Genomic DNA, 26,777 nt, shown 5'->3' on the forward strand with positions numbered 1-26,777 from the left:
GTCGGGGCGGTTGGGACGGCCGGAGAGGCGGGGCCGTCCGGGGACGCCACCCCCGGAGAGAGGGGCGACGTCCGACCTGTCGTCAATGCGCAGAGGCGACAGGCGCTTTCGCGGATTTCCAGGCGACGACCATCAGCGCGCCGATGACGGTGATGTGCTCCATCACCACGTAGAATTCGATCGTGCGGATCGGCTCCTGCATGGTCCAGAAATTATGCGCGATCGGGATGGTCAGCGCCGTGAAGACGGCGAGCATGCCGGCGCCGAGCCAGGTCCAGCGGTTGGCGATGATCAGCGCTGAGCCGACGAGCTGGGTGACGGCGACGGCGATGTTGAAACCCGTCGCCGGCTCCAGGCCGAAATGCGCCATCTCGGCGACGCCGGCGTTGAAATCGGCGAGTTTCGCGATGCCGGAGAGCCAGAACATCGAGGTGAGGATCGTGCGGGCGAGGAAGCCGAAGACGCGACTGCCGGTGATGTTTTCGATGGGGGCGGACATTCTGTGGCTCCGATGGAATTCATAGGCTTGCAGGGGAAACTGCGGGCTGCGATGACCCATATCTAGCAGAGTTCAGGCGCGGTTTTGTCACCTTGGTAACAGGCCTGCACAAACGAAAACGGCGCCCGATGGGGCGCCGCCTGGTGGTTTCAATCTAGCCGAATCACTCGGCCGGGCAGACCGGGGTTGCTTCGCGATCGATCTTTTCCAGCGTCAGCGAGACTAGGAAGACGCCGAAGCCGATAACGGCGGTGGCGGCGCCGACGAAACCCATCGAGCCGTAGCCGTAACCCCCGCTGATCGCCAGGCCGCCCAGCAGCGCGCCGAGCGCATTGGCGACGTTGAAAGCCGAGTGGTTGAGGGCGGCGGCGAGCGTCTGCGCGTCACCCGCGACGTCCATCAGGCGCGTCTGGAGCGCCGGGCCGACGACGAAGCTGCAACCGATGAGGAAACAGCAGACGCCGAGCAGGATCGGATTCTCAGCCGTCAGCGAGAGAGCGATCAACACGAAGAAATAAAGCGCCAGCGAGCAGCCGATGGTGCGCATCAGCGAAATATCGGCAAGCTTGGCGCCGAAAATATTGCCGACGATCATGCCGCAGCCGAAGATCGCCATGATGACCGGCACCATGTTGACGTTGAGGCCGGCGACCTCGGTGACGATCGGCGAGATATAGGTGAAGACCGCGAACATGCCGCAAAAGCCGGTGGCGGCGATGCCGAGCGTAAGCCAGACCTGCTTGCGCTTCAGGGCGCCGAGTTCCGTCAGCGCGTTGATGCCCTTCGGCCGCTTGTCGCACGGCAGGAAGAGGGCGATCAGCGCGACCGTCAAAAGCCCGGTAATGCCGACGGCGACGAACATGTACTGCCAGTCGAGCAACTGGCCGAAATAGGCGGCGAGCGGCGTGCCGATCAGCGTTGCAAGCGTAAGGCCGAGCATGACCTTGCCGACCGCCTGCGTGCGCTTGTTGACCGGCACCATGGAGGCGGCGACGAGAGCCGCGACCCCGAAATAGGCACCGTGTGGCAGGCCGGAGAGGAAGCGGAAGAGCATGAAGCTCTCGAAGGTCGGCGCAACGGCGCTGGCGAGGTTGCCGGCGGCGAAGAGGCCCATCAGCACCAGCAGCAGGTCGCGCCGGCGGAAGCGCGCGCCGATGACCGCGATGACCGGTGCACCGACGACGACGCCGAGTGCATAGGCGCTGATGACGTAACCCGCCTCGGCGGTGGTGACGCCGAACGTGCCGGCGACATCAGGCAGAAGGCCCATGATGGCGAATTCGCCGGTGCCGATGCCGAAACTGCCGACGGCAAGCGCCAGGATGATCAGGGTGACGGTGAGGCTCGAAAGCGGCGGCTGCCCGGAGGAGAGGGCGGCAAGGGGCAGGGGATGTTCGGACACGGGGTGCTCCGCAGGAATTGCTCAGACGCGGCAAATCGGCGACAGACCCTGCAAGGGCGGCCACTCCTCCTGGCTGCTGATGCGGTATGGTCCGGCCCGAAAGGCCACGATGGGGAAGGTATCGTCCAGCCGGCAGGCGTACTCCCGACGCAGGCGACCGGTGGGCAATATATCAGACCAAGCCGCGCTGCCTACTGCGAATTTTCACCCTCCCGCATTTGGCCGTAAGCACCTGTGCTCACGATTTATTGCACTCTGTTGCACGATCGCCTGTTAATCGCCGCTTTCTCGACTATCTAATGGATCGAAAATCACCCTTGGGCGTTTCTCGGCCGAGATGCGGAGTATGCGAATGAGAGTGCAGGCGATATTCAACAAGGACGGGGGCACGTTTCGCACCACCGACATGGAGGCCTATGCCCGCCATGCGGAAAAGGTCTTTTCGGATGCGGGGCACCATCTCGATTGCGATATCGTCGAGGGGGCCGATATCGAGATGGCGCTGCGGCGCTGTTCGGATCGCACCGATCTCGATGCGATGCTCGCCGGCGGCGGCGACGGCACGGTTTCGGCCGCGGCCGGCCTTGCCTGGCAGAGCAAGATGCCGCTCGGCATCGTCCCGGCCGGCACGATGAACCTTTTTGCCCGCTCGCTGAACATTCCGCTCGACATTTGGCAGGCGATCGACGCGCTGGCGGATGGCGACATCGCCGCTGCCGACATCGGCACGGCGGACGACCGCGCCTTTGTGCACCAGTTTTCCGCGGGCCTGCATGCCCGCATGGTGCGGCTGCGCAATGCCATGACCTACAGCTCGCGTCTGGGCAAGATCGCGGCCAACACCCGCGCCGCCTTCGGCGTGATCCTCGATCCGCCGGAATTCGAGGTGGAGTTCAACGTCGATGGCGTCGAGGAGAGCCGCAGGGTCTCCGCCATCAACGTCTCGAACAACCGCTTCGGCCAGAACGGCCTGCTCTATGCCGACGACCTCACCGGCGGCCATCTCGGCTTCTACACCACCAAGCCGCTAAAGCCCGCAGGCGTCGCAAAACTCGCCTTCGACATCCTGCGCGGCAAGCTGCGTGAAAATGCCGACGTCACCGAAATGACCGGCACGGAAGTCGACCTGCATTTCCCCAAGGTCGATCGGGCGATCAACTGCGTCATCGACGGCGAACTGCTGCCGATGGACCGCGAAGTCTCGATCCGGCTGCATCCGGGTGAATTGAAGGTGATGGTGCCGAAAGTGGCGGTGAACAAGGTGGCGACGACGGAGCCGGCTGCGGCTTGACGTAGGATCTCCCCCCTTGAGGGGGAGATGCCCGGCAGGGCAGAGGGGGGTAAGCCGCGCTCGCGACGGCCCTAAATCCGCGGCAGATACGTTTGGTAGTCGAAATCCGAGACCGTGCGCAGGTAGACGATCGCTTCCTTGCGCTTCGTGTCGCCATAGAGCTTCTGGTATTCCGCGCCAAAGGCGTCCTTGATGAAGGGCGAGGCCGAAAATTCTTCCACAGCCGTCAGGAAGTCGTGCGTCAGGCGCTTGGCATCCGGCGCTTCCTTGCCGGGCTCCGTCACCGGGCCTGGATCGAGCTCGTCGTCGAGGCCGAGCAGGATGCCGCCGAGGATGGCGGTCAGCAGCAGGTATGGATTGACGTCCGCACCCGCCACGCGATGCTCGACACGCGCCGCCGGGCCGTCCTTGTCCGGAATGCGGATCGCGGTGCCGCGGTGGCCGAAGCCCCAGGTGAGGTCCACCGGCGCAAAGGAGCCGGGCTGGAAGCGGCGGTAGGAATTGGCGAAAGGCGCAAAGACGAGCTGCGCATCGCGCATTGTCTGCAACATGCCGGCGCAGGCCGACCGCAGCTTCGCCGGATCGCCACCCTTGGCGTCTAGGATATTCTTGCCGTCCTTGTCGATGACGCTGCAATGGACATGCAGACCCGAGCCCGCATGCTCGGCATAGGGCTTTGCCATGCAGGTGGATTTGAGCCCGAAGCGGCGCGCAGCCTGTTCGGCAATGCGCTTCAGGTATATGCAGTCGTCGGCGGCGGCGAGCGCGTCCGGGCGGTGCAGCAGGTTGATCTCGAACTGGCCGGGGCCGAATTCCGCCGTGGTGGCATCCGCCGGCAGTTCCATGTCCCTTGCCCAGGCGCGCACGGTCTGGAGATAGTCATCCAGTGCATCGGTGGCGCGCATGTCGTAGAGCTGGAAACCATTCGGCTCGTCGCGATACATCAGCGCTGCCGGCGGGCGCGGCTTGCCGGTCACGCGAAAATCGTCCTCGACCAGGTAGAATTCGAGTTCCGTCGCGACGACCGGTGTCAAACCACGGTCTTCAAAACGCTTCACCATGCGCGCAAGAATGGCGCGCGGGTCCATGAAGGAGGCGGTGCCGTCGAATTCATGCATGGTGGCGAGCACCTGGCGCGAGCCTTCCGGCGCCCAGGGCATGGCGGCGAGCGAACGGCGGTCGGGAATGCAGACGCCATCGGGATCGCCGACGGAAAGGGAGAGGCTCGTGATGTCGTCATTGTCGTCGCCCCAGATGTCGAGCGACTGGGTGGAGGAGGGCAGGCGCACCGAACCGTCCCAGATTTTCTTCTCGCCTTCGAGCGGAACCTGCTTGCCGCGCAGGTCGCCATTCATGCCGACGAGGAGGATTTCGATACGGGGCGGGGAGTTGGCGGGCGGCGAACCGGCTGCCTTGGTGTCGTTTGTCATGGTGCCTGCTTTGGTTTGGCGGGAGGCTTCGACAGGAAATTTTGCTTTCGCTCGATCTCTTGCCAAATGCCTGTTGTATGGGCATTTTCGTAACTCATTCTGTCCCGCCGTTCAATAAGGCGGGACCTACCCCTAAGGATGTATTCAAATGTCGAACAGCAGTGCAGCAGCCGTATCCAACCTCGGTGCCCTCGATGCCGCCCATCACCTTCATCCCTTCTCGGACATGAAGAAACTGAACGCGACCGGCACGCGCATCATCGAGCGCGGCGAGGGTTGCTACATCTTCGACAACCACGGCAAGCGTTATCTCGACGGTTTCGCCGGTCTCTGGTGCGTGAACATCGGCTATGGCCGCAAGGAGATTTCCGACGCCGTCGTGCGCCAGATGAACGAGCTGCCCTATTACAACACGTTCTTCGGCACCACGACGCCGCCGGCCGTTCTGCTCGCGCAGAAGATCACCTCGCATGCTGGCCCGAACATCAACCGCGTTTTCTTCACGGGCTCCGGCTCGGAAGCGAACGACACCTGGTTCCGCATGGCCCGCGTCTATTGGGGCGCCGTCGGCAAGCCGACCAAGAAGGCGATCATCGCCCGCAAGAACGGCTATCACGGCTCCACCGTCGCCGGCGCCTCGCTCGGCGGCATGAAGTGGATGCACGAGCAGGGGGATCTCCCGATCGCCGGCATTCACCACATCGACCAGCCCTTCTGGTATGCCGAGGGCGGCGACCTCTCGCCGGAAGAATTCGGCCTGAAGATGGCCCGCCAGCTGGAGGAAAAGATCGACGAACTTGGCGAGGACAATGTCGCCGCCTTCGTCGCCGAGCCGATCCAGGGTGCGGGCGGCGTCATCGTGCCGCCGGCCACCTACTGGCCGGAAATCGACCGCATCTGCAAGGCGCGCAACATCCTGCTCGTCGCCGACGAAGTGATCTGCGGCTTCGGCCGCACCGGCCACTGGTTCGGCCACCAGCATTTTGGCGTCGAGCCGGACCTCGCGCCGATCGCCAAGGGCCTCTCTTCCGGATACCTGCCGATCGGCGGCGTCATGGTCTCCGACCGCGTCGGCAATGTGCTGGTGGAGGAAGTCGGTGATTTCAACCACGGCTTCACCTATTCCGGCCACCCCGTCTGCGCCGCCGCCGCACTCGAAAACCTGCGCATCATCGAGGACGAAAAGCTCGTCGAGCGCGTGCACGACGACATCGGCCCCTATCTCGCCGCCGGCCTGAAATCGCTGGAAGACCTGCCGATCGTCGGCGAGGTGCAGCAGGTCGGCCTGATGGCCGCCGTCCAGCTCGCCGAGGATAAATCGAGCCGCAGGCGCTTCGAGGACAAGGAAAAGGCCGGCGTCACCGTGCGCAACCATTGCCTGGAAAACGGCCTGGTGCTGCGCGCCACCGGCGACCGCATGCTCTTCTCCCCGCCGCTCGTCATCAGCCATGCGGAGGTCGACCAGATGGTGGACATCACCCGCAAGGGGCTGGAACATGCCTGGAAGGTGATGACGGCCTGAGAAGGTTTAAGCGATCCGAAGGCCGAGATGCTCGGCCATCGGATTAAAATCCCTGTCTGCATGGAGCAGGCTATGGCCGTGCTCCATGCAATAGGTGCCGATGATGAGGTCGGCCGTCTTGCGGATGGTGATGCCTTTTGAACGGAGCTTTCTGAAGTTGGCTGCCGCCTTGACCGCGATCTCGGGGGAAAGCAACGCAACCACGCCGAACATCGCCAGCCGCTTCTGAATGTTTGCGGCGTTCGAATCGCTTACCGCGCCTTGCAGAATTTCCAGCATCACAATGTCGCCGAGGATGATCTCCGCAGGATCCGTGATTGCTTTGAGGCGCGCCGTTTCCCGTGTTAATGCACCACGGAAGGACGCAATCCAGACCGAGCTATCGACAAGGATCATTCCGCCGCGTCTTCACGAAGATGATCAGGCGGCCCCCAGCTTTCACGCATCGCGTCGAGGTCGCCTTCCCACCCAATCCCCCACAGCTCATCCAGCGCCTGCCGCCGGTAGCCGTTTTCGACGAATTGGCGAAGCGCGAGCTCGACGGTCGCTTTTTTCGTCGGCAAGCCGGATAACTCCATCGCCTTGGCGATCAAGTCGTCATCAAGATCGATGTTGGTGCGCATGGTGACCTCGTGTGTATAAAGACGAGTGATTATACACCAAGGCGCAACCGCTCACAACATCACTGAAACGCCGTCTCGAAGAAGCTCCTGAGTTTGCGCGAGTGCAGCTTCTCCGTCGGCATGCCGGCGAGCTTCTCCAGCGCCCGGATGCCGATCCGCAAATGCTGGTTGACCTGCGTCCGGTAAAACGCCGTCGCCATGCCCGGCAGCTTCAATTCGCCGTGCAGCGGCTTGTCGGATACACAGAGCAGGGTGCCGTAGGGCACGCGGAAGCGGAAACCGTTGGCGGCGATGGTGGCGGATTCCATGTCGAGCGCGATGGCGCGGGACTGGGAGAGGCGCTTTACGGGGCCACGCTGGTCGCGCAGTTCCCAGTTGCGGTTGTCGATGGTGGCGACGGTGCCGGTGCGCATGATGCGCTTGAGGTCGTAGCCTTCGAGGCCCGTCACCTCTTCCACTGCACTTTCCAGCGCCACTTGCACTTCGGCGAGCGCCGGGATCGGCACCCAGACGGGCAGGTCGTCGTCGAGAACGTGGTCCTCGCGCACATAGGCGTGAGCCAGCACATAGTCGCCGAGTGTCTGGCTGTTGCGCAGCCCAGCGCAATGGCCGAGCATCAGCCAGGCATGCGGGCGCAGCACGGCGATATGGTCGGTTATCGTCTTGGCATTGGAGGGGCCGACGCCGATATTGACCAGCGTGATGCCGCCATGGCCCTTCTTCTTGATGTGATAGGCCGGCATCTGCGGCAGGCGGGCGAGCGTGATGTCGGTCTCCGGCTTGTCGGCGCCGGCGGGCGTGATGATGTTGCCGGGCTCGACGAAGGCCGTGTAGCCATTGCCGCCCTCGGCCATTTGCTGGCGCGCCCAGGCGCAGAATTCGTCGACATAGAACTGGTAGTTCGTGAAGAGCACGAAATTCTGGAAATGCTGGGCGTTCGTCGCCGTGTAATGGCTGAGGCGGGCCAGCGAATAATCGATACGCTGCGCGGTGAACGGACCGAGCGGCGAGGGTTCGCCGGGGCCGGGCTCATAGGCGCCGTTGGCGATCTCGTCGTCCGTCGTGGTGAGGTCCGGCGCGTCGAAAAGGTCGCGCAGCGGCAGTTCGATACCCTCCGCGATCTCCGCTTCCACATAGGCGCCCTCGCCGAAGGCGAAGTGCAGCGGGATCGGCGTCGTCGATTCCGACACGATGACGCTGATGCCATGGTTGCGCATCAACAGGCCGAGCTGTTCCTTGAGATAATGCCGGAAGAGTTTTGGCCGGGTGATGGTCGTCGTGTAGACGCCGGGCGAGGCGACATAGCCGTAGGAGAGGCGGGAATCGACATGGCCGAAGCTGGTCGTCTCGATTGAGACCTGCGGGTAGCAGGCACGGAACCGCTTGTCCGGCGTGCCGGCCTTGCCGAGCGCCACGAAGGCGTCGGTCAGGAAGGTCGTGTTGCGGTCGTAGAGCGCCTGCAGGGCATCGACCGCGGCCACCGGATCGTCGAAGGATCGGGGCTCGTACGGGTCCGGCGTGGCGAAGGAAAGGGGTTTTTGCGAGAAGATTCGTTTGCTCATGCGCGATTATAGTGCGTTGTTTTTTACAAGCAAACGACAACTTGGAGACGCCCACAAGCCCTATCGCGGTGCCGCCAGAATGATGCCGGCACCGACGAGCGCGAGTGCTGCCCCCGCGACATCGAAGCGGTCGGGCCGCATGCCTTCGGCAAACCACAGCCAGATGAGGGAGGCCGCGATATAGACCCCGCCATAGGCGGCATAGGCGCGGCCGGCAAAGGCGCTGTCGACCTGGGTGAGAAGCCAACCGAAAAGCGCCAGCGACGCCATGCCGGGCACGAGCCAGAGCACGGACTTGTCGAGCCGCCACCAGGCCCAGAAGGCGAAGCAGCCGGCGATTTCGGCAAATGCGGCAACGGAAAAGACGAGAAGGGATTTCATCCGGTGCTCCGGGCTATTGGCGAAAGCCTGCCCGGTTTAGCACGGATTCATGGGGCGGGAAGTGCAGTCTCAGCTCATCGACTGGCGCTGGAGTGTCACGAAAAGCACGAGGCCTGCGCCCTGCTTTTCGATGCCGAGGCCGCCCGCATTGCTCCAGGCAAGCGCACCGACCGGAGCGATCATCATCGCCGAGAGGGCAAGGATGCGCAGTGCGGTGGCTGAAGTGTGGAGGAGGGCGGAGATCATTGCGGGTTTCCAGGCGTCGAAAAAGGCGGGGTCAGAGCGAGGCGCGGCACATCTGCGGGGCGGAGCAGGCCACCAGCTTGCCGGTGGTGTTGTGCGTGCTGCGGCGGTAGTCGGTCTCGACGGCGGCGGCGAGCATGATCGCGAAAATGGCCATCAGCAGGGTGATGATCGTGAGGCGGCGTGCGAGGATGTCCATTGGTGTGTCCCTCATTCAAATGTTTCGGTGTGACCCTTTTTGCACCGCGGGACTGAACGCTCCCTGAGAGGTCGGTTCATCTCCCGTTCAGGAAGACTGTGAATGCGCTTTTCCGAAAACAAAAAAGCCGGCGCTTGCGGGCGCCGGCTTTTGGTTTCGATCGTTTCGGTTCAGAGCCTGGACCAGGTCTGCGACTTGCACAACACCTTCAATACGCAGCCCTTCATCTTCAGCGAATTGCCGCTGACGGCACCGGAGCCGCTATAGGTCTTGTCCGCCGCCGGGTCGGTGATCGAGCCGGTATAGTCGGCGCCGGACCCGTCGAGTTTGCCGATGCGCTTGCCGGCATGTTTGCCGGTCTTCAGCGTGATGCAGAAACTGCCGCCGCACTTTGCAATTGCCGCGGTCTCGCCGCTGGCGGTCTTCCAGGTGCCTTCGATCGGCTCTGCGGCAAGTGCAGCCCCCGGAACCACGAACAGGGCGGCGGCGATCCATGTCTTCAATTTCATTCTCTTCCTCCTCCAGAACGAGAGCCTGAAGATATCTTACGCGCACGTAAAGGTAAATATGTTCGGGAGCCGGATTCCGGCGCCGGAAAACGGTGAAAATTGCCGGCTGGAAAAACCCGACCGTTTTGCGTGGTTATCAAAGGGTTGAAATCGCCGGTTGAACAATCCGTAAATTTTTAGACGAATGCGCCGGTTTCCAGCGGTTCCGATGTTTAACGAAAACCCAAATTTACCAAGCGTTTGGACTTTGTTTGTCTCAAATTAAGCATGCATTTTAAGCGCATTTTGAAGCCCCGCCGGCATAGTGGAGCCATAAGACGAGCACGGAAAAACCGGCCGGCAAAACTCTGAAGGAAGACCAAGGCCGCACAAGACGGCAGGCGCCCGAGGAGGCCCGAAAGGGCAGGTAAAACAGGACACTACAAGCAGTAAACCAGTTAGACAGGGACAATCGAAATGGCACGCTTTGACTTTCAGAATACCGAAACGGCCGCCATGACGGGCGGCGAGAGCCGCGCTGAAACCTTCTGCGACATGGGCCTTATGTATGCCACGGGTCGCGGCTGCGACATCGACGTGGTGCAGGCCCACAAGTGGCTCAACATCGCTGCGATCAAAGGTTGTGAACGCGCCGCAGAACTGCGCGCCGACCTCGCCGCGACGATGACCAAGACCGACCTCGCCCTGGCGCTGCGCGCCGCCCGCGAGTGGATGACGGTTCACTGAATGAGGGGCGCATAGCGAGCGGGGAGTAGCGAAGAGGGGAAGTGCAAGAAGACCGCCAAAGCGGCACCTTCCCCAATTCGCTACTCGCTATTCGCTACTCGCTTCAAGACCTGCGGCAAAGCTTCCTCGAGCAACGCCATATCGTCCTGCGGCCCGACGCTGATGCGGATGCATCGGTTGAGGGGGGCGACGCCCGGCATGCGGATGAAGACGCCATGTTCCATCAACCCATCGACGATCGCGCGGGCGTGGGTGCCGTCGCGGCCGCAATCGATTGTGACGAAATTGGTGGCGGAGGCGAGCGGAGACAAGCCGTTGGAAAACGCGATCTGCGAGATGCGCTCGCGGGACGCGGCAATGCGGGCGATGACGTCCGTCAGATAGGCCTGGTCTTCCAGCGCGGCGAGTGCCGCCTGGACCGAAACCCGGGCCATGCCGAAATGATTTCGGATCTTGTCGAAGGCCTGCGCATTGCCGAGCGTGCCGATCGCATAGCCGATCCGCGCGCCGGCAAGGCCGTACGCCTTTGAGAAGGTGCGCATGCGCAGCACGTTCGGCTGGCCGATCAGCGCATCGATCGACGGAATGGTGCCCGCCGGCGCCGTCTCGCCATAAGCCTCGTCGAGGATGAGCAGGGTGGTTTCCGGCAGCGCGCGCGCAAAGGAGACGACATTGTCGGCATCCCACCAGCTTCCCATCGGATTGTCCGGATTGGCGAAATAGACGAGCGGCGCCTTTTCCCGGCGCACGGCGGCAAGCAGGCCGTCGAGATCCTCCCGGTCGGCGACATAGGGCACGGTGACGAGCCGGCCGCCAAAACCGTTCACATGATAGTTGAATGTGGGATAGCCGCCGAGCGACGTCACGACATCCGCGCCCGGCTCGATGACCAGCCGCACGATCTCGCCGAGCAGCCCGTCGATGCCGCCGCCGACCGCGATATTGTCGCGTGAAATGCCGTGGTGGAGGGCAAGCGCCTCGCGCAGCTCGAAATTCTCCGGATCGCTGTACATCCAGGTCGTTTCCGCCGCTTTCCGCATCGCCTCCAGCACGGAGGGGGCGGGGCCGAAGCCGCTTTCGTTCGCGCCGATGCGCGCACGCACGGCAAGGCCGCGATTGCGCTCGATGGCTTCCGGCCCGACGAAGGGAACCGTCGAGGGCAAGGTCTGGGCGAGGGCGGTGAAACGGGAAAATGCGGACATGAACAGCGCCTGGGATCGATGGAACGGTCGGGATCTCCGCTGCCGGCCGGTCTCACAAAAAATGCCCGCCGGAATCGATTCTCCCGCGGGCACCCTAGCCAATAATGCGTGAAGACGAAACGATCAGCCGATGGCCGACCCGGTCAGCCACGGGCCGACCCAATCAGCCGATGGCCGAGCCGACGCCGCTCTTCTTCTCGACGCCCACCATGTAGCGCCGCTCCGGCTGCTTCGATTTGCCGGTGATGCCGCCGGTGAAATAGTCGGAGCGCACGATCAGGCGCAGCAGCTCCTCGTCGATCTCCTTGATGAACTGCACGCCGATGCGGTTGTCGTTGCGGTAGACCTCTGCGCAGCCGATGCGCGACGTGACGCCGACGATGGAGAGATAATAGTGAAGCGGCAGGCCGATCGTGGTGTTCACGGTGAAGCTCGCGCCGCCGACCGAAATGTCCACGAGCTTGCAGCTACGCGTCTTCGGCGCCATCAGGTCGAACCCGACGGTCATCAGCATGCCCTGCCGGTTGACCGCAAAACGCTCCCACTTCCGCTCGTAAAGGCCCCCGCTGGAGCGCTTCTTGTCGTCGTCACTCATTGCCGCTTTTCTCCCAAAGGGGGTGGACGTCATGTCCGACAGAGATGGCAGGAGTGTCGCAGGCGAGTATTTTGTTTCGTTAAAACAAAAACTTAAAAGTTTAATCGTCCGGTTTTTTGGTGCTTGACGCCCTCAGGCGTCATGCTTTTCCGTGTGGCGGCCGAGCACGAGATCGAGGAAATCGGTATCCAGGAACATGTTGAAGCGCACCACCAGTTCCTCGCCGTCGCGCTTGAATTCCGTGCAGGGGATCTCGTCGCGGATGCCGTGAATCTCCAGATAGAAATTCTCCGGCAGCTCCAGCGCCTTGTTGATGGAAAGCACCGCGCCGGCGCTGGAAATGCTGCGGATGAGGCAGGTGTAGCGCATCGCCGTGCTGAGATGGTGGCCGATCGGGGTGATGAAACCGGGCTTGTCGATGCGATACTGGACGAAGCTGCGCTTGGGGTGACGCAGGTGAAGCTGCTCGTGCATGCTGTCGAGGGGCATGGCGCCCTCCCGCTTCTGTTTCCGGGTTTCAACTGTACCGAAACGGGATGGATAAAACGTGAACGCGGCCGCTCGTATTTGAACGAGCAGCCGCGGGAATTTCTGAAACCTCTCCTCCGTCATGGTCGGGCTTGACCCGACCATCCATGCCACGGTCGCGGCGTGGATCCTCGGGTCAAGCCCGAGGATGACGTTGGTGGGGAGGCGGTCTTACTGGAAAGCCTGGAGGCCCGTCTGGGCGCGGCCGAGGATCAGCGCGTGGATGTCGTGCGTGCCCTCGTAGGTGTTGACCGCTTCCAGGTTCATGACGTGGCGGATGACGCCATATTCGTCGGAAACGCCGTTGCCGCCGTGCATGTCGCGCGACACGCGGGCGATGTCGAGCGCCTTGCCGCAATTGTTGCGCTTCATCAGCGAGATGAGCTCGGCCGGTGCCCGGTGTTCGTCGAACAGGCGTCCGAGGCGGAGCGCCCCCTGCAGGCCGAGCGAGATCTCGGTCTCCATGTCGGCGAGCTTCTTCTGGATGAGCTGGGTGGCGGCGAGCGGCTTGCCGAACTGCTTGCGGTCGAGCGTATACTGGCGCGCGGCATGCCAGCAGAATTCGGCCGCACCCATGGCGCCCCAGGCGATGCCGTAGCGCGCACGGTTGAGGCAGCCGAACGGACCGGCAAGGCCCGAAACCTCCGGCAGCAGGTTCTCATCCGGCACGAAGACGTCCTGCATCATGATCATGCCCGTAACGGAGGCGCGCAGCGAGAACTTGCCCTCGATCTTCGGCGTCTCGAAACCCTTCATGCCGCGTTCCAGCACGAAGCCCTTGATCTTGTTGTCATGCGCATCGGATTTCGCCCAGACGACGGCGACGTCGGCGATCGGCGAATTGGTGATCCAGTTCTTGGCGCCGGAAACGAGGTAACCGCCGTCGACCTTCTTTGCGCGGGTGATCATGGAGGAGGGGTCCGAGCCATGGTCCGGCTCGGTCAGACCGAAACAGCCGACCCATTCGCCGGAAGCGAGCTTGGGCAGATACTTCTGGCGGGTCTCTTCCGTGCCATAGGCGAAGATCGGATGCATGACGAGCGAGGACTGCACGGACATCGCGGAGCGATAACCGGAATCGACACGCTCGACTTCGCGGGCGACGAGGCCGTAGGAAACGTAGTTGGCGCCGACGCCGCCATATTCCTCCGGCACGGTCGGGCCGAGCAGGCCGAGTTCGCCCATCTCGCTCATGATTTCGCGGTGGAAGATCTCGTGGCGGTTGGCTTCGGTGACGCGCGAGGCGAGCTTGTCCTGGCAATAGGCGCGCGCCGTATCGCGGATCATGCGCTCTTCGTCGGTCAGCTGGTCTTCGAGCAGGAAGGGGTCGGCCCAGTCGAAGGGCGCCATCTTGGCGCGGGCCTGTTCCGGAGTGGCGCTGTGGTGCTCGCTCATGTGCTTCCATCCTGTCGCGGTTTTGTCGTTGCAGAAGTGCTACATCAGGTGGTCCGTCTCCGAAAGGCCGGGAACGAAATGGGCAGGCCGACGCTTTGGCTATTTATGAATGCCCTCATGAGCCTGGAGAATGAGCTTTCCATGTATTTCTCCATTTCCGCCTTGATCCTGCCCCTTCGCATGAGCAAGTAATCTGATAATGAGCAATTCCCCCACGAGGAGGCCAAGCATGCGAGACCGTTTCAAGCGATCGGTCGAGCGGCTGGTGCCGACCGAAGCCCGGCTGAGCGATCTGTTCTGGCCGTTTTCCCGCGAACCGGAACGCAAGGCACCCGCCGCCCGACGGCGGCCGGCAGGATCTTCCACGCTCACCGAAGTGGTGGGTTTCGGCAGCAATCCCGGCGGCCTGCGCATGTTCGAGCATATTCCGGACGGCCTGCCCGCCGGGCGCCCGCTCGTGCTGGTGCTGCACGGCTGCCAGCAGAGTGCCGAGAGCTATGATCGCGCCGCCGGCTGGGCCTCTCTTGCCGAGGAACGCGGCTTTGCCGTCGTCTACGCCCAGCAGCGCGAGGCGAACAATCCGGGTCTCTGTTTCACCTGGTTCCGGCCGAGCGAAGTGACGCGTGACCGCGGCGAGCTGATGTCGATCCGCCAGATGCTGGCACATGCCGCCGAGCGGGCGGCAAGCGACCCGGAGCGCACCTTCATCACCGGCCTTTCCGCCGGCGGCGCCATGACCGCCGCCATGCTCGCCAACTACCCGGAGGTCTTTGCCGGCGGCGCGATCATCGCCGGCCTGCCCTTCGGTGCCGCACGCGACGCCACCCGTGCCTTCGACGCCATGGCCGAGGCGCCGGATCGCACGGCCGACGAATGGAGCGATCTGGTGCGCACGGTTTCGCCAAGCATCGCCCGCAAGCCGGTCATTTCCATCTGGCACGGCACGGCGGACGAGACGGTGGCGCTGTCGAACGGATATGCGCTGGTCGAGCAATGGCGCGATCTCTACCGCCTGCCCAAGGAAGCCTTCGTCGAAAAGCGCATGAAAGGCCGCCGCACGCGCATCTGGCCGGACAAGGACGGCAAGCCGCTCGTCACCCTGCATGAGATCGACGGCATGGGCCACGGCACGCCGGTCGCGCGCGGCGAGGGCGGCGGTTACGCCACCTCCGCCGAGCCCTTCATGCTGGAAGCCGGCTTCTCCTCGACGTTGGACATCGCCAAGGAATGGGGGCTGACGCGCAAATGGAAGCGCTAGTGGCCGCTCAGGCGAGCAGCCACTCATGCTCTTTGGCGTTGTGGAACTTCCACACCCGCTTCGGCCCCGCCATCACGTTGAGGTAATAGAGATCATAGCCGTGGATGGTGGCGCAGGGGTGGTAGCCCTTTGGCACCAGCGTCACGTCGCGATCCTCCACCGCCATCGCCTCGTCGAGCGAGCGGTCGTCCGTATAGACCCGCTGGAAGGCGAAACCCTGCGGCGGGTTGAGGCGGTGGTAGTAGGTCTCTTCCAGAAAGCTTTCGTTCGGCAGGTCGTCCTGGTCGTGTTTGTGCGAGGGGTAGGACGAGGTGTTGCCGCTCGGCGTGATGACTTCCACGACGAGCAGCGAATGCGCCGAATCGTCGTTTTCCGGCATGATGTTGTAGACGTGGCGGACATTCGAGCCCTTGCCGCGGCTGACCTTCGGATGCGTTCCCGGCGGAATGGCCTTGGCCTTGAAATCGCCCCCGCCCGGGGCCGAGCAGACGGCGAGTTCCAGATCGGTCTCCGCCGTCACCGACCAGTTGGAACCGGCCGGTATATAAAGTGCATGCGGCGCGCCCTCGAACGGGCTCATGCGCTCGCCCAGCACGCCGAAATCCCGGCCGCTGGCCATCGCCTTGCCCTTGCCGGAAATCCAGACGAGGCAGACCTCGCGGCTCCCCGTCTCGGCCGAGAGAATCTCGCCCGGCCGCATGTGGTGCATATCGAAGCCGACATAGGTCCAGCCGGCGCTTTCCGGCGTCACATGGCTGACGCGGCCGTGCGCGCCCTCCGGTTTTACGAGCAGGTTCGGCATGGGCTTGTTCCTTATCCTTTCGGAAAACCTTCCGTCTCCACGGTATAACCCGCGGCGGTCATGACGCGCATCAGTTCCGCATAACCGACCTCGGCCATTTTTTGCGGCGGCGCCTTGCGGGGGTCCTGTTCGGCTTCCACGACGAACCAGCCTTCATAGCCGTGGTCGGCCAGTCGCTGGACGATCGCGCCGAAATCGAGCGAGCCATCGCCCGGCACGGTGAAGGCGCCGAGCGCCACCGCGTCGAGGAACGATTGCCTGCTGCGATCGAGCCCATCGACCACGGCCTGGCGGATATCCTTGACATGCACATGGTTGATACGGGCGTGGTGGTTGTCGATGGCGCGCAGCACGTCGCCGCCGGCAAAGGCCAGATGCCCGGCATCGAGCAGCAGCGGAATGCCTTCGCCGGACGCGCGCATGAAGGCGTCGAGTTCCGGCTCGGTCTCCACGACGGCGGCCATGTGATGGTGATACGAGAGCGGCATGCCCTGTTCGGCGCACCATTCGCCGAATTCCGTGAGGCGGCGGCCATAGGCCTTCATCTCGTCGTCGGAAAGGCGAGGCTTGGTGGCGAGCGGCTTGGAGCGGTCACCCTGGATGGACCGGCCCACTTCGCCATAGACGATGCAGGGCGCATTGACCGCCTTGAACAGCTCGATCATCGGCGCAATACGGTCCTTGTTGGCCGCGAGTTCCTCATCGACCAGCGTGCCGGAAAACCAGCCGCCGCACAGCGTCACATCGGCCGCGCGCAGGATGGGCAGCATCACGGCGGGATCTTCCGGAAAGCGGCGGCCCTTTTCCATGCCGGTAAAGCCTGCGCTGCGCGATTGCCGCAGGCATTCCTCCAGGGACACGTCGTCGCTGAGCTCCGGAAGGTCGTCGTTCCACCACGCGATGGGCGACATGCCGAGTTTGGCTTTCATCTCAAAATCTCCTTGGGCGGAGGCAGTGGCCTCCCTTGTCATTGTTTCTGCCTTCTTCTCCTCCGTCATCCTCGGGCTTGACCCGAGGATCCACATCCCGCGGCATGGATCCTCGGGTCAAGCCCGAGGATGACGGAGGGGAGGAGGGGTTCTGTCCTAGCCGACGGTCTGTGCCGCGCGCGCCTTCTCATAGGCTTCGCGCGCCTTGTTGACCTCCGTGCGAGGGCTGACTTCAGGCACCGCCACATCCCACCAATGGCCACCTTCCTGCGTCGTGATGAGCGGGTCCGTGTCGATGACGATCACCGAGGTGCGGTCGTTGCCCTTGCTACTCTGGATGGCCGTTTCGAGGTCGGCGATGGACGAGACCTTCACGGCGACCGCCCCCATGCTCTCGGCATGCGCGCGGAAATCGATGTCGGGCATCATCTCGATCATCGAGTCCTTCAGGAGGTTGTTGAAGTTGGCGCCGCCGGTTGCCATCTGCAGCCGGTTGATGCAGCCATAGCCGCGATTGTCGAGCACGACGATCGTCAGCTTCTGGCCGAGCATGATGGAGGTCGAGAGTTCGGAATTCATCATCATGTAGGAGCCGTCGCCGACCATGACGACGACATCCGCCTCCGGCCGCGCGAGCTTGACGCCGAGGCCGCCAGCAATCTCGTAGCCCATGCAGGAAAAGCCGTATTCCATGTGGTAGCCGCCCGGCTTGTGCGCCTGCCACAGCTTGTGCAACTCGCCTGGCAGACCGCCGGCGGCGCAGACCAGAACCGAATTGTCGCCGCCGATCGAGCGCTGCACTGCGCCGATGACCTGCGCATCGGAGGGCAGGTCGACATTCGTGGCGGCGGTCGCCTTTTTCACGGCCGCCATCCATTCCTGCTTGCGGCTCTTGGCGGCCGCCTCCACCGAGGCGGAGGCTTTCCAGCCACCGAGGGCTTCGGAGAGCAGCGTCAGTCCCTCGCGCGCATCGGCGACGAGCGGCTGGCTGTCGTGCTTGGCGGCATCGAAGGCGACGGTGTTGAGGCCGATCATCTTGACGCCGTCGCCCTTGAACAGCGCCCAGGAGCCGGTGGTGAAATCCTGCATGCGGGTGCCGACGGCGAGGATGACGTCCGCCTCCTCGGCAAAGGCATTGGCGGCCGAGGTGCCGGTAACGCCGATCGAGCCCATGCAAAGCGGATGGTCGTCCGGCAGCGCCGACTTGCCGGCCTGGGTGACGGCGACCGGAATGCCATGCATGCCGGCAAAGGCCTTGAGTTCGGCGGTCGCCTGCGAATAGAGCACCCCGCCGCCGGCGATGATCAGCGGCCGCTCCGCCTTGCGCAGCGTGGCGATGGCCGAGGCGAGTTCGTCCGTGTCGGGGCGAGGGCGCCGGTGCGTCCAGACCTTTTCCTCGAACAGGCTTGCCGGATAGTCATAGGCCTCCGCCTGCACGTCCTGGCAGAGCGACAGCGTCACCGGACCGCAATCGACCGGGTCGGTCAGCACCTGCATGGTGCGCTTCAGCGCCGGAATGATCTGCTCGGGCCGGGTGATGCGGTCGAAATAGCGCGAGACGCAGCGGAAGGCGTCGTTCACCGAGACGGTGCCATCGCCAAAGTTCTCGATCTGCTGGAGAACCGGGTCGGGAATGCGGTTGGCGAAGACGTCTCCGGGCAGGAACAGCACGGGCAGGCGGTTGACATGCGCCACACCTGCGGCGGTGATCATGTTCAGCGCGCCGGGGCCGATCGAGGTCGTGCAGGCCATGAAACGCTGGCGGAAGCTCGCCTTTGCGAAGGCGACGGCGGCATGCGCCATGCCCTGTTCGTTATGGGCGCGCAGCGTCGGCAGGTCATTGCGCACCTGGTAGAGCGCTTCCCCCATGCCCGCGACGTTGCCGTGGCCGAAAATGCCCCAGACGCCCGCGAAGATCGGCTGTTTCTTGCCGTCGACGACCGTCATCTGTGCCTTCAGGAAATGCGCGACGGCTTGCGCCATCGTCAACCGGATCGTCTTTGACATGGTATTCCTCCCGTATTCTTTATTCACAGACCGCGCGTGCGAAGCCAGGCGTCAGTCAGCTCGCGGAAGCGGCCGGCCATCTGGGCGATCGCTGCCTCGTCATCCATCTTGCCGCTCATCCAGGCGCGGGCGGCATCGACGAAGATCGTGCGGCCGACGGCAAACCCTTTCACCGACGGCGCTACTTTCGTCGCCTCGAAGGCCTTGACCAGGTCCTCGGTCGGCGCTTCCAGGCCGAGCAGCACGATACCACGGCAATAAGCATCATTTTTGGCGATTACGGCCTCGATGTTCCGCCATGCGCCGGCGGACGCCTGCGGCTCCAGCTTCCACCAGTCCGGCTTGATGCCGAGATCGTAGAGTTCCTGAAGCGCCGTCGACACGGTGTCATCCTTGAGCGGCCCGTTCTTGCCGGCGATGATCTCGATCAACAATTCGCGCCCGACGCGGCGTGCGGCTTCGAAAAGCGTGCGCAGCTTCTCCTGCTGCTCCTTCTTGAGGGCCGCCGGATCGTCCGGATGGTAGAAACACAGGCACTTGATGCAATGGTCGAGCGGCCATTCGACGAGCTGCGAGCCGATATCCTGGCTGAACTCGAAGCGCAGCGGCTTGGAGCCCGGTAGCTCGACCGGGCGGCCGAGCCAAGAGAAATTCTGCGTCGCGGCATCGAAGAAGGCATCGCGACCGAAGCGTTCGTCGATCAGCATGCCGTAACCCGGCCGGCCATCGGCGACGCGCGCGGCGGCCTTGACGGTCAGCCGCTTGAACTCGGAAATTTTTTCGTGCGGCACCTTCAGTTCATCGGCGACGTCGACGAGCTGCATGCGGTGGTCGCAGGCGAGCGCCATGAGGAGGGGTATATCGCCCTGCTTGCGGTTGGTCGCCCAATGGATGTGGTTGATCGCCTCGTCCTTGCGCAGCGCCCGATGCTTGCTGCCATTCTTCAGGAAGAAGGTGAGCTCTTCCCAGCTCGGATATTCCGGCGAGCAGAGCAGGCGGGAGACGGCGAAGGCGCCGCAGGCATTGGCCCAGGTGGCGGAGGTCTTGTGGTCCTCGCCCTTCAGCCAGCCGCGCAGGAAGCCGGACATGAAGGCGTCGCCCGCGCCCAGCACATTATAAACCTCGATCGGGAAGCCATCACCGACCACGCCGTCTTCCAGGTCGTCCGAAATCGGCCCGTCATAGACGATGCAGCCCATGGCGCCGCGTTTCAGCACGATGGTGGCCGGGGAAACGGCACGGATGGCTTTCAACGAGGACAGCACATCGTCGGCGCCCGATGCGATCATGATCTCCTCTTCGGTGCCGACGATCAGGTCGCAATCCGGCAGCACGGATTTCAGAATGGCGGAGACGCGGTCGGACTTCACATAGCGCTCGAAACCTTCCGCATGGCCGGCAAGGCCCCAGAGGTTCGGGCGATAGTCGATATCGAAAATGACCTTGCCGCGCGATTCCTTGGCGATGCGGATCGCCTTGCGTTGCGCGGCCTCCGTGTTGGGCCGGGAAAAATGCGTGCCGGAAACCAGCACGGCGCGCGAAGAGCGCACGAAGGCCTCGTCCACGTCGCCCTCGTCGAGCGCCATGTCGGCACAGTCGGTGCGCACGAAGATCATCGGCGAGACGCCTTCGGATTCGATGGCGAGCAGAACGAGCGCGGTGAGGCGGTCCTTGTCGGTCCGGATGCCCTCGACATTCACCCCTTCACGGGCGGACTGTTCGCGGATGAAACGGCCCATCTGCTCGTCGCCGACGCGGGTGATGAGCGCGGATTTGAGCCCGAGGCGGGCGGTGCCGATCGCGATATTCGCCGGGCAGCCGCCGACGGACTTGGCGAAGGAGGCGGTGTCTTCCAGGCGCGTGCCGAGCTGCTGGCCGTACAAGTCGACGGACGAGCGGCCGATCGTAATGACGTCGAGCGTCCTGTCCTGGTCAAGGTGCGGCATGTCTTCCTCCCGGTCTCGCGGCGCCGCCATCTCAGCGCGGCGGTACGTTGGGAAAATGAAACATGAATTCCATTATTCTGTCAATTCGGAATATTCATTCCGTTTCTATTCCGCACCATTTCGTTTCGGGGAGCGCCGCATGCTGCGGCGTTTTTCGGCAATCGCGACCGGCAGCGCCATGGCCAGCGCCATGGAGGCGGAAAGCGAGCGGAAGCCGGCATAATCGGCCTCGGACACCTCGAACCAGTGGGTGGCGGAGGTGGCGAGCGGCGAGAACACCGAATCCGTGATGGCGACGATCGGCACGCCGCGGCTTGCCAGTTCCTGCGCCTGCGCAAGGCTGTCGGCGGCATAGGGCGCAAAACTTGCGGCGATCACTGCATCCTTGCGCGTCGCGAACTGGGCGATTTCCGGGTCGATGCCGTTCGGCGAGGCGAGGATCTGGTGGCGGATGCCGAGCTTGCCGAAGGCATAGGCGATATGCGCGGTCAGCGGATAGGAGCGGCGCTTGGCGACAAGGTAGATGGTCTCGGCCTGGGCCAGAAGTTCGACGGATTTGGAGAAGATATCGCCGTCGATGGTGCTCGCCAGCCGCGCGACGGACTGGCTTGCTGCCGTCAGGAAGCCGGAAAGCAGTTCCGTGTCGCTGTTGGCCGCCGGGGCCGCTTCGAGCGACAGCAGCCGCTCCTCATAGGACAGCGTGCGGTCGCGCAACCGGGCGCGAAAAACGTTCTGGAGGTCGGAAAAGCCCTCATAGCCGAGATGGTGGGCAAGGCGCACCAGCGTGGAGGGCTGCACGTCGGCCGCCGTCGCAATGCTCGCAGCGGTGCCGAAAGCCATGTCGTCCGGGTTGGAGAGCGCATAGGCCGCCACTTGCGCCAGCCGCTTCGGCATGGTCGCCTTGCGCTCGATGATGACGCTGCGCAGGCTGTCGAAATCGCGGGGTACGCGCGTCAGGGCCGCTTCGCTGTTGCTCATGGATGTCTCTCCTCACGCGGCCATTCTGCTACAAATGAAATAAATATTCCATATTATCGGAAAAGATAGTTTTCGTTCCAAATCTTTCCGGTTACACATGGTCTAAACGATATAGCGGATGGAGGAGACGTCATGAAGGCCCTCGGCATAGGACTGATCGGTACGGGTTACATGGGCAAGTGCCATGCGCTCGCCTGGAACAATGTCAGCACGGTGTTCGGCGATGTCGACCGCCCGCGCCTCGTGCATCTGGCCGAGGCCAATGCGGAGCTTGCGGCAAGCCGCGCCCGCGAATTCGGCTTTGCGAAATCGACCGCCAACTGGCGCGACCTGCTGGCCGACCCGGAGGTCGACGTGATCTCCGTCACCACGCCGAACCAGTTTCACGCCGACATGGCGATCGCGGCGCTGGAAGCCGGCAAACATGTCTGGTGCGAAAAGCCGATGGCGCCGGCCTTTGCCGATGCCGAGCGCATGCTCGCCGCCCAGCGCTCTTCCGGCAAGATTGCCGTCATGGGCTACAATTATATCCAGAACCCGGTGATGCGGCACATCCGTTCCCTGCTGGACGAGGGGGTCATCGGCACGGTGAACCATGCGCGCGTCGAGATGGACGAGGACTTCATGGCCGATCCGGAAGCCGCCTTCTACTGGAAGAGCGAGGCGTCCTCCGGCTATGGCGCGCTCGACGATTTCGCCGTGCATCCGCTCTCGCTGCTGTGGAGCCTGTTCGGCCATGTCGAGGCGGTGATCGCGTCGCTGGCAAAACCCTATGCCGACCGCCCGCTGAAGGACGGCGGTCGCCGCGAGGTCGAAAACCACGATATCGCCAGCGTCCTGATGCGCCTTCCCGGCGGTATTTCCGGCGTGCTGATGGCCAACCGCTCCGCCTGGGGCCGCAAGGGCCGCATCGCGCTGCAGGTCTATGGCTCGAAGGGCACGATCCTCTTCGACCAGGAGCGCATGAACGAGTTCCAGCTCTACACGACCGAGGGCAGGGCGAGCGAACAGGGCTTTTCCACAGTCCTGACAGCACCGCACCACAAGCCCTATGACCGGTTCATTCCGGCCCCCGGCCACGGCCTCGGCTTCAACGACCTGAAAGTCATCGAATGCCGCGAGCTGATCGCCGCGATTGCGGGCATGGCGTCGCATTCCATCGATTTCAACCATGGCCTGCGCATCGAGAAATCCGTGCACGCCATGGCACAATCTTTCCGCGAAGCCCGCTGGGTGGAAATTGCCACAGAATGAATTTCTGGCGACCGGGCCAAAAAAATCCGGTCGCCTCCTCATTGAAACGGCGGGGGCCATACGTAATACTCTCGGCAATAATGCCGGAGGGATGGGCATGTTAAAGCAAATGCAGAGACGCTGGGCGCCGGTCCTCTTCGTCTCGATTGCTGTCATCGTGTTCAATGTGAGCGCCGCAGAGGCGAAACGCGTTGCACTGCTGATAGGCAATCAGAAATACGAAGAGACGGCCCAGCTCAACAACCCCGCGAACGATGTGGAGCTTATGCGCGCCTCGTTCGAGGCAGCGGGTTTCGATTCCGTCAAGACTGTGCTCGATCTCGACCGCGGCGCCATGGTGAAGGCGTTGCGCGAGTTTGAGGATGAGTCTGCCGATGCGGATATGGCGGTGGTCTATTATTCCGGCCACGCCATGGAGATGAACGGGGTCAACTACCTCATCCCCGTCGATGCGGCGCTGAAGAGCGACCGCGACGTCGAGGACGAGAGCGTGGCGATCGATCGCGTGCAGCGCTCGCTCGAAGGCGCCAAGAAGCTGAAGCTCTTCATCCTCGATGCCTGCCGCAACAATCCGTTCTCGCAGTCGATGACGCGCTCGATCGGCACCCGTGCCGTGACCCGCGGTCTCGCCCGCGTCGAACCCGAATCGGCCGATACGCTGATCGCCTTCGCCTCGAAGGCCGGCACGGTCGCGCTCGATGGCGAGGGCAAGAACAGCCCGTTTGCCACGGCACTTTCGAAATACCTGACGGAGCCTGGCCTCGACGTGCGCATCGCGCTCGGCAAGGTGCGCGACGAGGTGGTGGAAGCCACCAACCGCGAGCAGGAGCCCTTCGTCTACGGTTCGCTCGGTGGCGCGCAGATCTTCCTGAATATCAAGGAAGTCAACATCAACGTCACCAACAGCGGCAACACGCAGGAGGTCTCGCCGAACGGCCAGTCCGAAGCGGCAGCCGACTGGCAGAACATCCGCGACCTCGCCGACGAGGACCTGATTGCTGCCTTCATCGCGAAGCACGGCAAGGATCCGGTCTACAAGATGCTGGCGGAAAAGAAGCTCGCCAGCCTCCAGGAGGCGACGCAGAACGACGGCCAGGATGCCGCGAGCATAGCCTGGGACGCTCTGAAGGAATCGACCGATGCGGCCGCGCTCCAGCGCTTCATCGAGCGTTATCCCGACAGCACGCATCGCAGCAGCGCCGAACAGCTGATTGCCGCCCTTGAGCCGAAGAAGGGCCTCAGCGTCGAGCTCTCCACCTCCAAGGAGACGCCGGCCTCGCGGGATTGCTTCCTGCTCGCCGGCGAACCGCAGTCGCTTCCGGGCTTCATGGGGGTCAACTTCCTGAAGATCGACGCCAAACGGGCGCTTTCCGCCTGCGCGCAGGCCGTCAACGAGAACCCGTCCGACGGCATGCTGGTCAACCTGCTCGGCCGCGCGCACGATTCCGACCGCAACTATGTCGAAGCCCGTCGCAACTACGAAAAGGCGATCGACCTCGGCAACATGTACGCGCTCACCAACCTTGCCTGGTTCTCGGTCTACGGCACGGATGGCCCGATCGACGTGCCGAAGGGCCTGTCGATGTTCGAGAAGGCCTCGATCGCCGGCAACTCCTACGCCCAGGCATCGCTCGGCTGGCTCTACCGCGAAGGTTATGGCGGCACGCGCCAAGACTATAACGAAGCGGTGAAGTGGTATCAGCAGTCGGCCAACCAGGGTTATGCCAATGCCATGGCGACCATGGGCTGGTTCTACCGCGAAGGCCTCGGCGTCTCGCAGGACTATGTCCAGTCGCTGACCTGGTATCGCAAGGCGGCAGATGCCGGCGACGCCAACGCCATGTCCTCGCTCGGCTGGGCCTACCAGAACGGCCTCGGCACGGCGCAGGACTATGCGGAAGCCAAGGTCTGGTACGAGAAGGCCGCCAATATCGGCGATTCCTACTCGATGGCCTCGCTCGCCTGGCTCTATGACGTCGGCAACGGCGTGAAGCAGGACTATGTCGAAGCCCGCTACTGGTATGAGAAGGCCGCAAACGCCGGCAGCGCTTATGCCATGGGCAACCTGTCGCGCCTCTATGACCAGGGTCTCGGCACGCCGGCAGACGCCAAGGAAGCCGTTCGTTGGGCGGCCGGCAGCGTCGAAAGCGGCGACCAGGCCAAGCTGAAGGAACTCAAGGAAACCCCCGGCAACTTCACCGTCGCCTTCCGCAAGGAAATGCAGAACCTTCTGAGGGAACGCGGTTATTACAGCGGTTCTTCCGATGGCGAATTCGGCGCGGCAACGCTCGCCGCGATCGACAAGCTGGCCGCCGGCCGCAACGACAGCTCGTCGCTGTCGTCGACGACGACCACCACCACCACCGACAACAGCCAGTCGACGGTCACGCTCTCCGGTTCGGATGCCGACCAGTGCTACGAACTTGCCGGCGAACCGAACCTGCGCCCGGGCTTCCTCGGAAAGCTCTTCGCGCAGATCGACTACGGCCGCGCGATCCCGGTCTGCGAAGCGGCGCTCAACGCCAATCCGTCGGACAACTCGATCCGCAACATGCTGGGCCGTGCCCACGACGCCGCGAAGAACTTCTCCAAGGCGCGTGAGCACTACCAGAAGGCCGCCGACGAGGGGAACCTCTACGCCCTGACCAACCTTGCCTGGTATTCGATCTATGGCACGGATGGCCCGGTCGACATGGCCAAGGGCACCCGCATGTTCGAGCAGGCCTCGAACGCCGGCAACCCCTATGCCCAGGCCTCCCTCGGCTGGCTCTACCGCGAAGGCTATAACGGCACGCGCAAGGACTATGACGAGGCCATCAAGTGGTATCGCAAGGGCGCCGAACAGGGTTACGCCAATGCGCAGGCCACGATGGGCTGGTTCTACCGTGAAGGCCTCGGCACGACGCGCGACTACACCGTCTCGCTCGACTGGTACATGAAGGGTGCGGAAGGCGGCGACGTCAATGCGATGTCCTCCGTCGGCTACGCCTACCAGTCCGGCCTCGGCGTCGCGGTCGACTATGTCGAAGCCCGCAAGTGGTACGAGAAGGCAGCCGCCTTCAACGACTACTATTCGATGGCCTCGATCGGCTGGCTCTACGACGTCGGCAACGGCGTGACGCAGGACTATGCCCAGGCCCGCGACTGGTACGAGAAGGCGGCAAACGGTGGCAACACCTATGCCATGGGCAACCTGTCCCGCCTCTTCGACCACGGCCTCGGCACGCGCGCCAACGCCAAGGAAGCCGCCCGCTGGGCCGCTGCCAGCGTCGAAGGCGGCGACCAGGGCAAGCTCCAGGAACTCAAGGGGTCTCCGGCAAACTTCACGCCGCAGTTCCGCAAAGAGTTCCAGTCGATCCTCAAGCAGCGCGGCTATTACAACGGCCCGATCGACGGCGATTTCGGCGCATCGACGCAGAACGCCATCGACCGTCTCGCCGCCCGCACCTGACACGGATCAGCTTCCGCAAGAACCGCCAGCGACCATCGTCGCTGG

General features: G+C 63.4%; 25 protein-coding genes. 6 read left to right on the plus strand and 19 right to left on the minus strand.

The window, feature by feature from the left end:
- Positions 1-82: 82 nt before the first annotated feature.
- On the minus strand, positions 83-499 hold the full coding sequence (locus AC1Q6Z_RS18910; RefSeq protein WP_492648873.1) for a DoxX family protein: 417 nt from the start codon (positions 497-499) through the stop codon (positions 83-85).
- Between the two features lie 163 nt (positions 500-662).
- The gene (locus tag AC1Q6Z_RS18915; protein WP_439618371.1) at positions 663-1,901 is read right to left on the minus strand and encodes an MFS transporter; all 1,239 of its coding nucleotides are present in this window, start codon (positions 1,899-1,901) and stop codon (positions 663-665) included.
- A gap of 352 nt (positions 1,902-2,253) precedes the next feature.
- On the opposite strand from AC1Q6Z_RS18915, the gene AC1Q6Z_RS18920 reads away from it, so the two are divergent.
- Positions 2,254-3,192: a diacylglycerol/lipid kinase family protein gene (locus AC1Q6Z_RS18920; protein ID WP_256120891.1), complete on the plus strand. Its 939-nt coding sequence runs from the start codon at positions 2,254-2,256 to the stop codon at positions 3,190-3,192.
- A gap of 71 nt (positions 3,193-3,263) precedes the next feature.
- Here the strand turns inward: AC1Q6Z_RS18920 and AC1Q6Z_RS18925 are convergent, their stop codons facing one another.
- A complete protein-coding gene (locus AC1Q6Z_RS18925) occupies positions 3,264-4,622 on the minus strand; it encodes a glutamine synthetase family protein (protein ID WP_492648874.1) in 1,359 nt (452 codons plus the stop codon).
- A gap of 148 nt (positions 4,623-4,770) precedes the next feature.
- On the opposite strand from AC1Q6Z_RS18925, the gene AC1Q6Z_RS18930 reads away from it, so the two are divergent.
- Complete coding sequence (locus AC1Q6Z_RS18930) at positions 4,771-6,144, plus strand: aspartate aminotransferase family protein (protein WP_492648875.1); 1,374 nt, start codon at positions 4,771-4,773, stop codon at positions 6,142-6,144.
- A gap of 6 nt (positions 6,145-6,150) precedes the next feature.
- On the opposite strand, the gene vapC is transcribed toward AC1Q6Z_RS18930, so the two are convergent.
- From vapC to AC1Q6Z_RS18965, 7 genes are all read right to left on the minus strand, one after another.
- On the minus strand, positions 6,151-6,540 hold the full coding sequence (gene vapC / locus AC1Q6Z_RS18935; RefSeq protein WP_492648876.1) for a type II toxin-antitoxin system VapC family toxin: 390 nt from the start codon (positions 6,538-6,540) through the stop codon (positions 6,151-6,153).
- Entirely contained in the window at positions 6,537-6,767 is a 231-nt protein-coding gene (locus tag AC1Q6Z_RS18940; RefSeq protein WP_256120895.1) for a type II toxin-antitoxin system VapB family antitoxin, read from the minus strand. Before AC1Q6Z_RS18940 ends, vapC begins: the two co-directional genes overlap by 4 nt.
- Before the next feature lie 59 nt (positions 6,768-6,826).
- Complete coding sequence (locus AC1Q6Z_RS18945) at positions 6,827-8,329, minus strand: AMP nucleosidase (RefSeq protein ID WP_256120896.1); 1,503 nt, start codon at positions 8,327-8,329, stop codon at positions 6,827-6,829.
- A gap of 60 nt (positions 8,330-8,389) precedes the next feature.
- Complete coding sequence (locus tag AC1Q6Z_RS18950) at positions 8,390-8,710, minus strand: YnfA family protein (protein ID WP_439630524.1); 321 nt, start codon at positions 8,708-8,710, stop codon at positions 8,390-8,392.
- A 69-nt stretch (positions 8,711-8,779) separates the two neighbouring features.
- Positions 8,780-8,956, minus strand: coding sequence for a hypothetical protein (locus tag AC1Q6Z_RS18955; RefSeq protein WP_492648877.1), 177 nt, complete (start codon positions 8,954-8,956; stop codon positions 8,780-8,782).
- A gap of 31 nt (positions 8,957-8,987) precedes the next feature.
- The gene (locus AC1Q6Z_RS18960) at positions 8,988-9,152 is read right to left on the minus strand and encodes a hypothetical protein (RefSeq protein ID WP_256120899.1); all 165 of its coding nucleotides are present in this window, start codon (positions 9,150-9,152) and stop codon (positions 8,988-8,990) included.
- Positions 9,153-9,322: 170 nt separating this feature from the next.
- On the minus strand, positions 9,323-9,661 hold the full coding sequence (locus AC1Q6Z_RS18965; protein WP_492648878.1) for a DUF2147 domain-containing protein: 339 nt from the start codon (positions 9,659-9,661) through the stop codon (positions 9,323-9,325).
- 456 nt (positions 9,662-10,117) lie between these two features.
- On the opposite strand from AC1Q6Z_RS18965, the gene AC1Q6Z_RS18970 reads away from it, so the two are divergent.
- The gene (locus AC1Q6Z_RS18970) at positions 10,118-10,387 is read left to right on the plus strand and encodes an SEL1-like repeat protein (protein ID WP_256120901.1); all 270 of its coding nucleotides are present in this window, start codon (positions 10,118-10,120) and stop codon (positions 10,385-10,387) included.
- Between the two features lie 80 nt (positions 10,388-10,467).
- On the opposite strand, the gene AC1Q6Z_RS18975 is transcribed toward AC1Q6Z_RS18970, so the two are convergent.
- The 4 genes from AC1Q6Z_RS18975 to AC1Q6Z_RS18990 all read right to left on the minus strand — a co-directional run bounded on the left by AC1Q6Z_RS18975 (position 10,468) and on the right by AC1Q6Z_RS18990 (position 14,107).
- On the minus strand, positions 10,468-11,589 hold the full coding sequence (locus AC1Q6Z_RS18975) for a pyridoxal phosphate-dependent aminotransferase (RefSeq protein WP_492648879.1): 1,122 nt from the start codon (positions 11,587-11,589) through the stop codon (positions 10,468-10,470).
- Positions 11,590-11,752: 163 nt separating this feature from the next.
- Positions 11,753-12,184: a PilZ domain-containing protein gene (locus AC1Q6Z_RS18980; RefSeq protein WP_256120903.1), complete on the minus strand. Its 432-nt coding sequence runs from the start codon at positions 12,182-12,184 to the stop codon at positions 11,753-11,755.
- Positions 12,185-12,316: 132 nt separating this feature from the next.
- Positions 12,317-12,673 (minus strand): hypothetical protein, encoded by a 357-nt coding sequence (locus AC1Q6Z_RS18985; protein ID WP_256120904.1) that lies wholly within the window; start codon positions 12,671-12,673, stop codon positions 12,317-12,319.
- 210 nt (positions 12,674-12,883) lie between these two features.
- Positions 12,884-14,107, minus strand: a complete 1,224-nt coding sequence (locus AC1Q6Z_RS18990; protein ID WP_256120905.1) for an acyl-CoA dehydrogenase — start codon at positions 14,105-14,107, stop codon at positions 12,884-12,886.
- Positions 14,108-14,336: 229 nt separating this feature from the next.
- Here AC1Q6Z_RS18990 and AC1Q6Z_RS18995 point away from each other — a divergent pair, with 229 nt between their 5' ends.
- Entirely contained in the window at positions 14,337-15,365 is a 1,029-nt protein-coding gene (locus tag AC1Q6Z_RS18995; RefSeq protein ID WP_435265130.1) for an extracellular catalytic domain type 1 short-chain-length polyhydroxyalkanoate depolymerase, read from the plus strand.
- Positions 15,366-15,372: 7 nt separating this feature from the next.
- Here the strand turns inward: AC1Q6Z_RS18995 and iolB are convergent, their stop codons facing one another.
- The 5 genes from iolB to AC1Q6Z_RS19020 all read right to left on the minus strand — a co-directional run bounded on the left by iolB (position 15,373) and on the right by AC1Q6Z_RS19020 (position 22,027).
- A complete protein-coding gene (gene iolB / locus AC1Q6Z_RS19000) occupies positions 15,373-16,167 on the minus strand; it encodes a 5-deoxy-glucuronate isomerase (protein ID WP_492648880.1) in 795 nt (264 codons plus the stop codon).
- Between the two features lie 11 nt (positions 16,168-16,178).
- The gene (iolE, locus tag AC1Q6Z_RS19005) at positions 16,179-17,096 is read right to left on the minus strand and encodes a myo-inosose-2 dehydratase (RefSeq protein ID WP_492648881.1); all 918 of its coding nucleotides are present in this window, start codon (positions 17,094-17,096) and stop codon (positions 16,179-16,181) included.
- Between the two features lie 156 nt (positions 17,097-17,252).
- Entirely contained in the window at positions 17,253-19,103 is a 1,851-nt protein-coding gene (iolD, locus tag AC1Q6Z_RS19010) for a 3D-(3,5/4)-trihydroxycyclohexane-1,2-dione acylhydrolase (decyclizing) (RefSeq protein WP_492648882.1), read from the minus strand.
- Between the two features lie 23 nt (positions 19,104-19,126).
- Complete coding sequence (locus AC1Q6Z_RS19015; RefSeq protein WP_435265134.1) at positions 19,127-21,049, minus strand: bifunctional 5-dehydro-2-deoxygluconokinase/5-dehydro-2-deoxyphosphogluconate aldolase; 1,923 nt, start codon at positions 21,047-21,049, stop codon at positions 19,127-19,129.
- A gap of 105 nt (positions 21,050-21,154) precedes the next feature.
- On the minus strand, positions 21,155-22,027 hold the full coding sequence (locus AC1Q6Z_RS19020) for a MurR/RpiR family transcriptional regulator (RefSeq protein WP_256118755.1): 873 nt from the start codon (positions 22,025-22,027) through the stop codon (positions 21,155-21,157).
- A gap of 132 nt (positions 22,028-22,159) precedes the next feature.
- Here AC1Q6Z_RS19020 and AC1Q6Z_RS19025 point away from each other — a divergent pair, with 132 nt between their 5' ends.
- Together AC1Q6Z_RS19025 and AC1Q6Z_RS19030 are read left to right on the plus strand one after the other, a co-directional pair.
- Positions 22,160-23,281 carry a Gfo/Idh/MocA family protein gene (locus tag AC1Q6Z_RS19025; RefSeq protein WP_492648883.1) on the plus strand — a complete coding sequence of 374 codons (1,122 nt, stop codon included), beginning with the start codon at positions 22,160-22,162 and terminating at the stop codon, positions 23,279-23,281.
- A 97-nt stretch (positions 23,282-23,378) separates the two neighbouring features.
- Positions 23,379-26,732, plus strand: coding sequence for a caspase family protein (locus AC1Q6Z_RS19030; protein ID WP_492648884.1), 3,354 nt, complete (start codon positions 23,379-23,381; stop codon positions 26,730-26,732).
- The last annotated feature ends 45 nt before the right edge of the window (positions 26,733-26,777 follow it).

This window comes from Shinella sp. GW835-FHT14H05 (assembly GCF_058793575.1).

Bases quoted from the DNA above. Each gene is read 5' to 3' on its own strand.
- AC1Q6Z_RS18930 (WP_492648875.1), top strand. From the start codon at position 4,771: ATGTCGAACAGCAGTGCAGCAGCCGTATCCAACCTCGGTGCCCTCGAT.
- iolB (WP_492648880.1), bottom strand. From the start codon at position 16,167: ATGCCGAACCTGCTCGTAAAACCGGAGGGCGCGCACGGCCGCGTCAGC.
- AC1Q6Z_RS19020 (WP_256118755.1), bottom strand. From the start codon at position 22,027: ATGAGCAACAGCGAAGCGGCCCTGACGCGCGTACCCCGCGATTTCGAC.
- AC1Q6Z_RS18925 (WP_492648874.1), bottom strand. From the start codon at position 4,622: ATGACAAACGACACCAAGGCAGCCGGTTCGCCGCCCGCCAACTCCCCG.
- AC1Q6Z_RS18945 (WP_256120896.1), bottom strand. From the start codon at position 8,329: ATGAGCAAACGAATCTTCTCGCAAAAACCCCTTTCCTTCGCCACGCCG.
- AC1Q6Z_RS18980 (WP_256120903.1), bottom strand. From the start codon at position 12,184: ATGAGTGACGACGACAAGAAGCGCTCCAGCGGGGGCCTTTACGAGCGG.
- AC1Q6Z_RS18985 (WP_256120904.1), bottom strand. From the start codon at position 12,673: ATGCCCCTCGACAGCATGCACGAGCAGCTTCACCTGCGTCACCCCAAG.
- AC1Q6Z_RS18960 (WP_256120899.1), bottom strand. From the start codon at position 9,152: ATGGACATCCTCGCACGCCGCCTCACGATCATCACCCTGCTGATGGCC.
- AC1Q6Z_RS18955 (WP_492648877.1), bottom strand. From the start codon at position 8,956: ATGATCTCCGCCCTCCTCCACACTTCAGCCACCGCACTGCGCATCCTT.
- iolE (WP_492648881.1), bottom strand. From the start codon at position 17,096: ATGAAAGCCAAACTCGGCATGTCGCCCATCGCGTGGTGGAACGACGAC.
- AC1Q6Z_RS18940 (WP_256120895.1), bottom strand. From the start codon at position 6,767: ATGCGCACCAACATCGATCTTGATGACGACTTGATCGCCAAGGCGATG.
- AC1Q6Z_RS18950 (WP_439630524.1), bottom strand. From the start codon at position 8,710: ATGAAATCCCTTCTCGTCTTTTCCGTTGCCGCATTTGCCGAAATCGCC.
- AC1Q6Z_RS18920 (WP_256120891.1), top strand. From the start codon at position 2,254: ATGAGAGTGCAGGCGATATTCAACAAGGACGGGGGCACGTTTCGCACC.
- AC1Q6Z_RS19015 (WP_435265134.1), bottom strand. From the start codon at position 21,049: ATGCCGCACCTTGACCAGGACAGGACGCTCGACGTCATTACGATCGGC.
- AC1Q6Z_RS18975 (WP_492648879.1), bottom strand. From the start codon at position 11,589: ATGTCCGCATTTTCCCGTTTCACCGCCCTCGCCCAGACCTTGCCCTCG.
- vapC (WP_492648876.1), bottom strand. From the start codon at position 6,540: ATGATCCTTGTCGATAGCTCGGTCTGGATTGCGTCCTTCCGTGGTGCA.
- AC1Q6Z_RS18990 (WP_256120905.1), bottom strand. From the start codon at position 14,107: ATGAGCGAGCACCACAGCGCCACTCCGGAACAGGCCCGCGCCAAGATG.
- AC1Q6Z_RS18970 (WP_256120901.1), top strand. From the start codon at position 10,118: ATGGCACGCTTTGACTTTCAGAATACCGAAACGGCCGCCATGACGGGC.
- AC1Q6Z_RS19025 (WP_492648883.1), top strand. From the start codon at position 22,160: ATGAAGGCCCTCGGCATAGGACTGATCGGTACGGGTTACATGGGCAAG.
- AC1Q6Z_RS18965 (WP_492648878.1), bottom strand. From the start codon at position 9,661: ATGAAATTGAAGACATGGATCGCCGCCGCCCTGTTCGTGGTTCCGGGG.
- AC1Q6Z_RS19030 (WP_492648884.1), top strand. From the start codon at position 23,379: ATGTTAAAGCAAATGCAGAGACGCTGGGCGCCGGTCCTCTTCGTCTCG.
- AC1Q6Z_RS18910 (WP_492648873.1), bottom strand. From the start codon at position 499: ATGTCCGCCCCCATCGAAAACATCACCGGCAGTCGCGTCTTCGGCTTC.
- iolD (WP_492648882.1), bottom strand. From the start codon at position 19,103: ATGTCAAAGACGATCCGGTTGACGATGGCGCAAGCCGTCGCGCATTTC.
- AC1Q6Z_RS18995 (WP_435265130.1), top strand. From the start codon at position 14,337: ATGCGAGACCGTTTCAAGCGATCGGTCGAGCGGCTGGTGCCGACCGAA.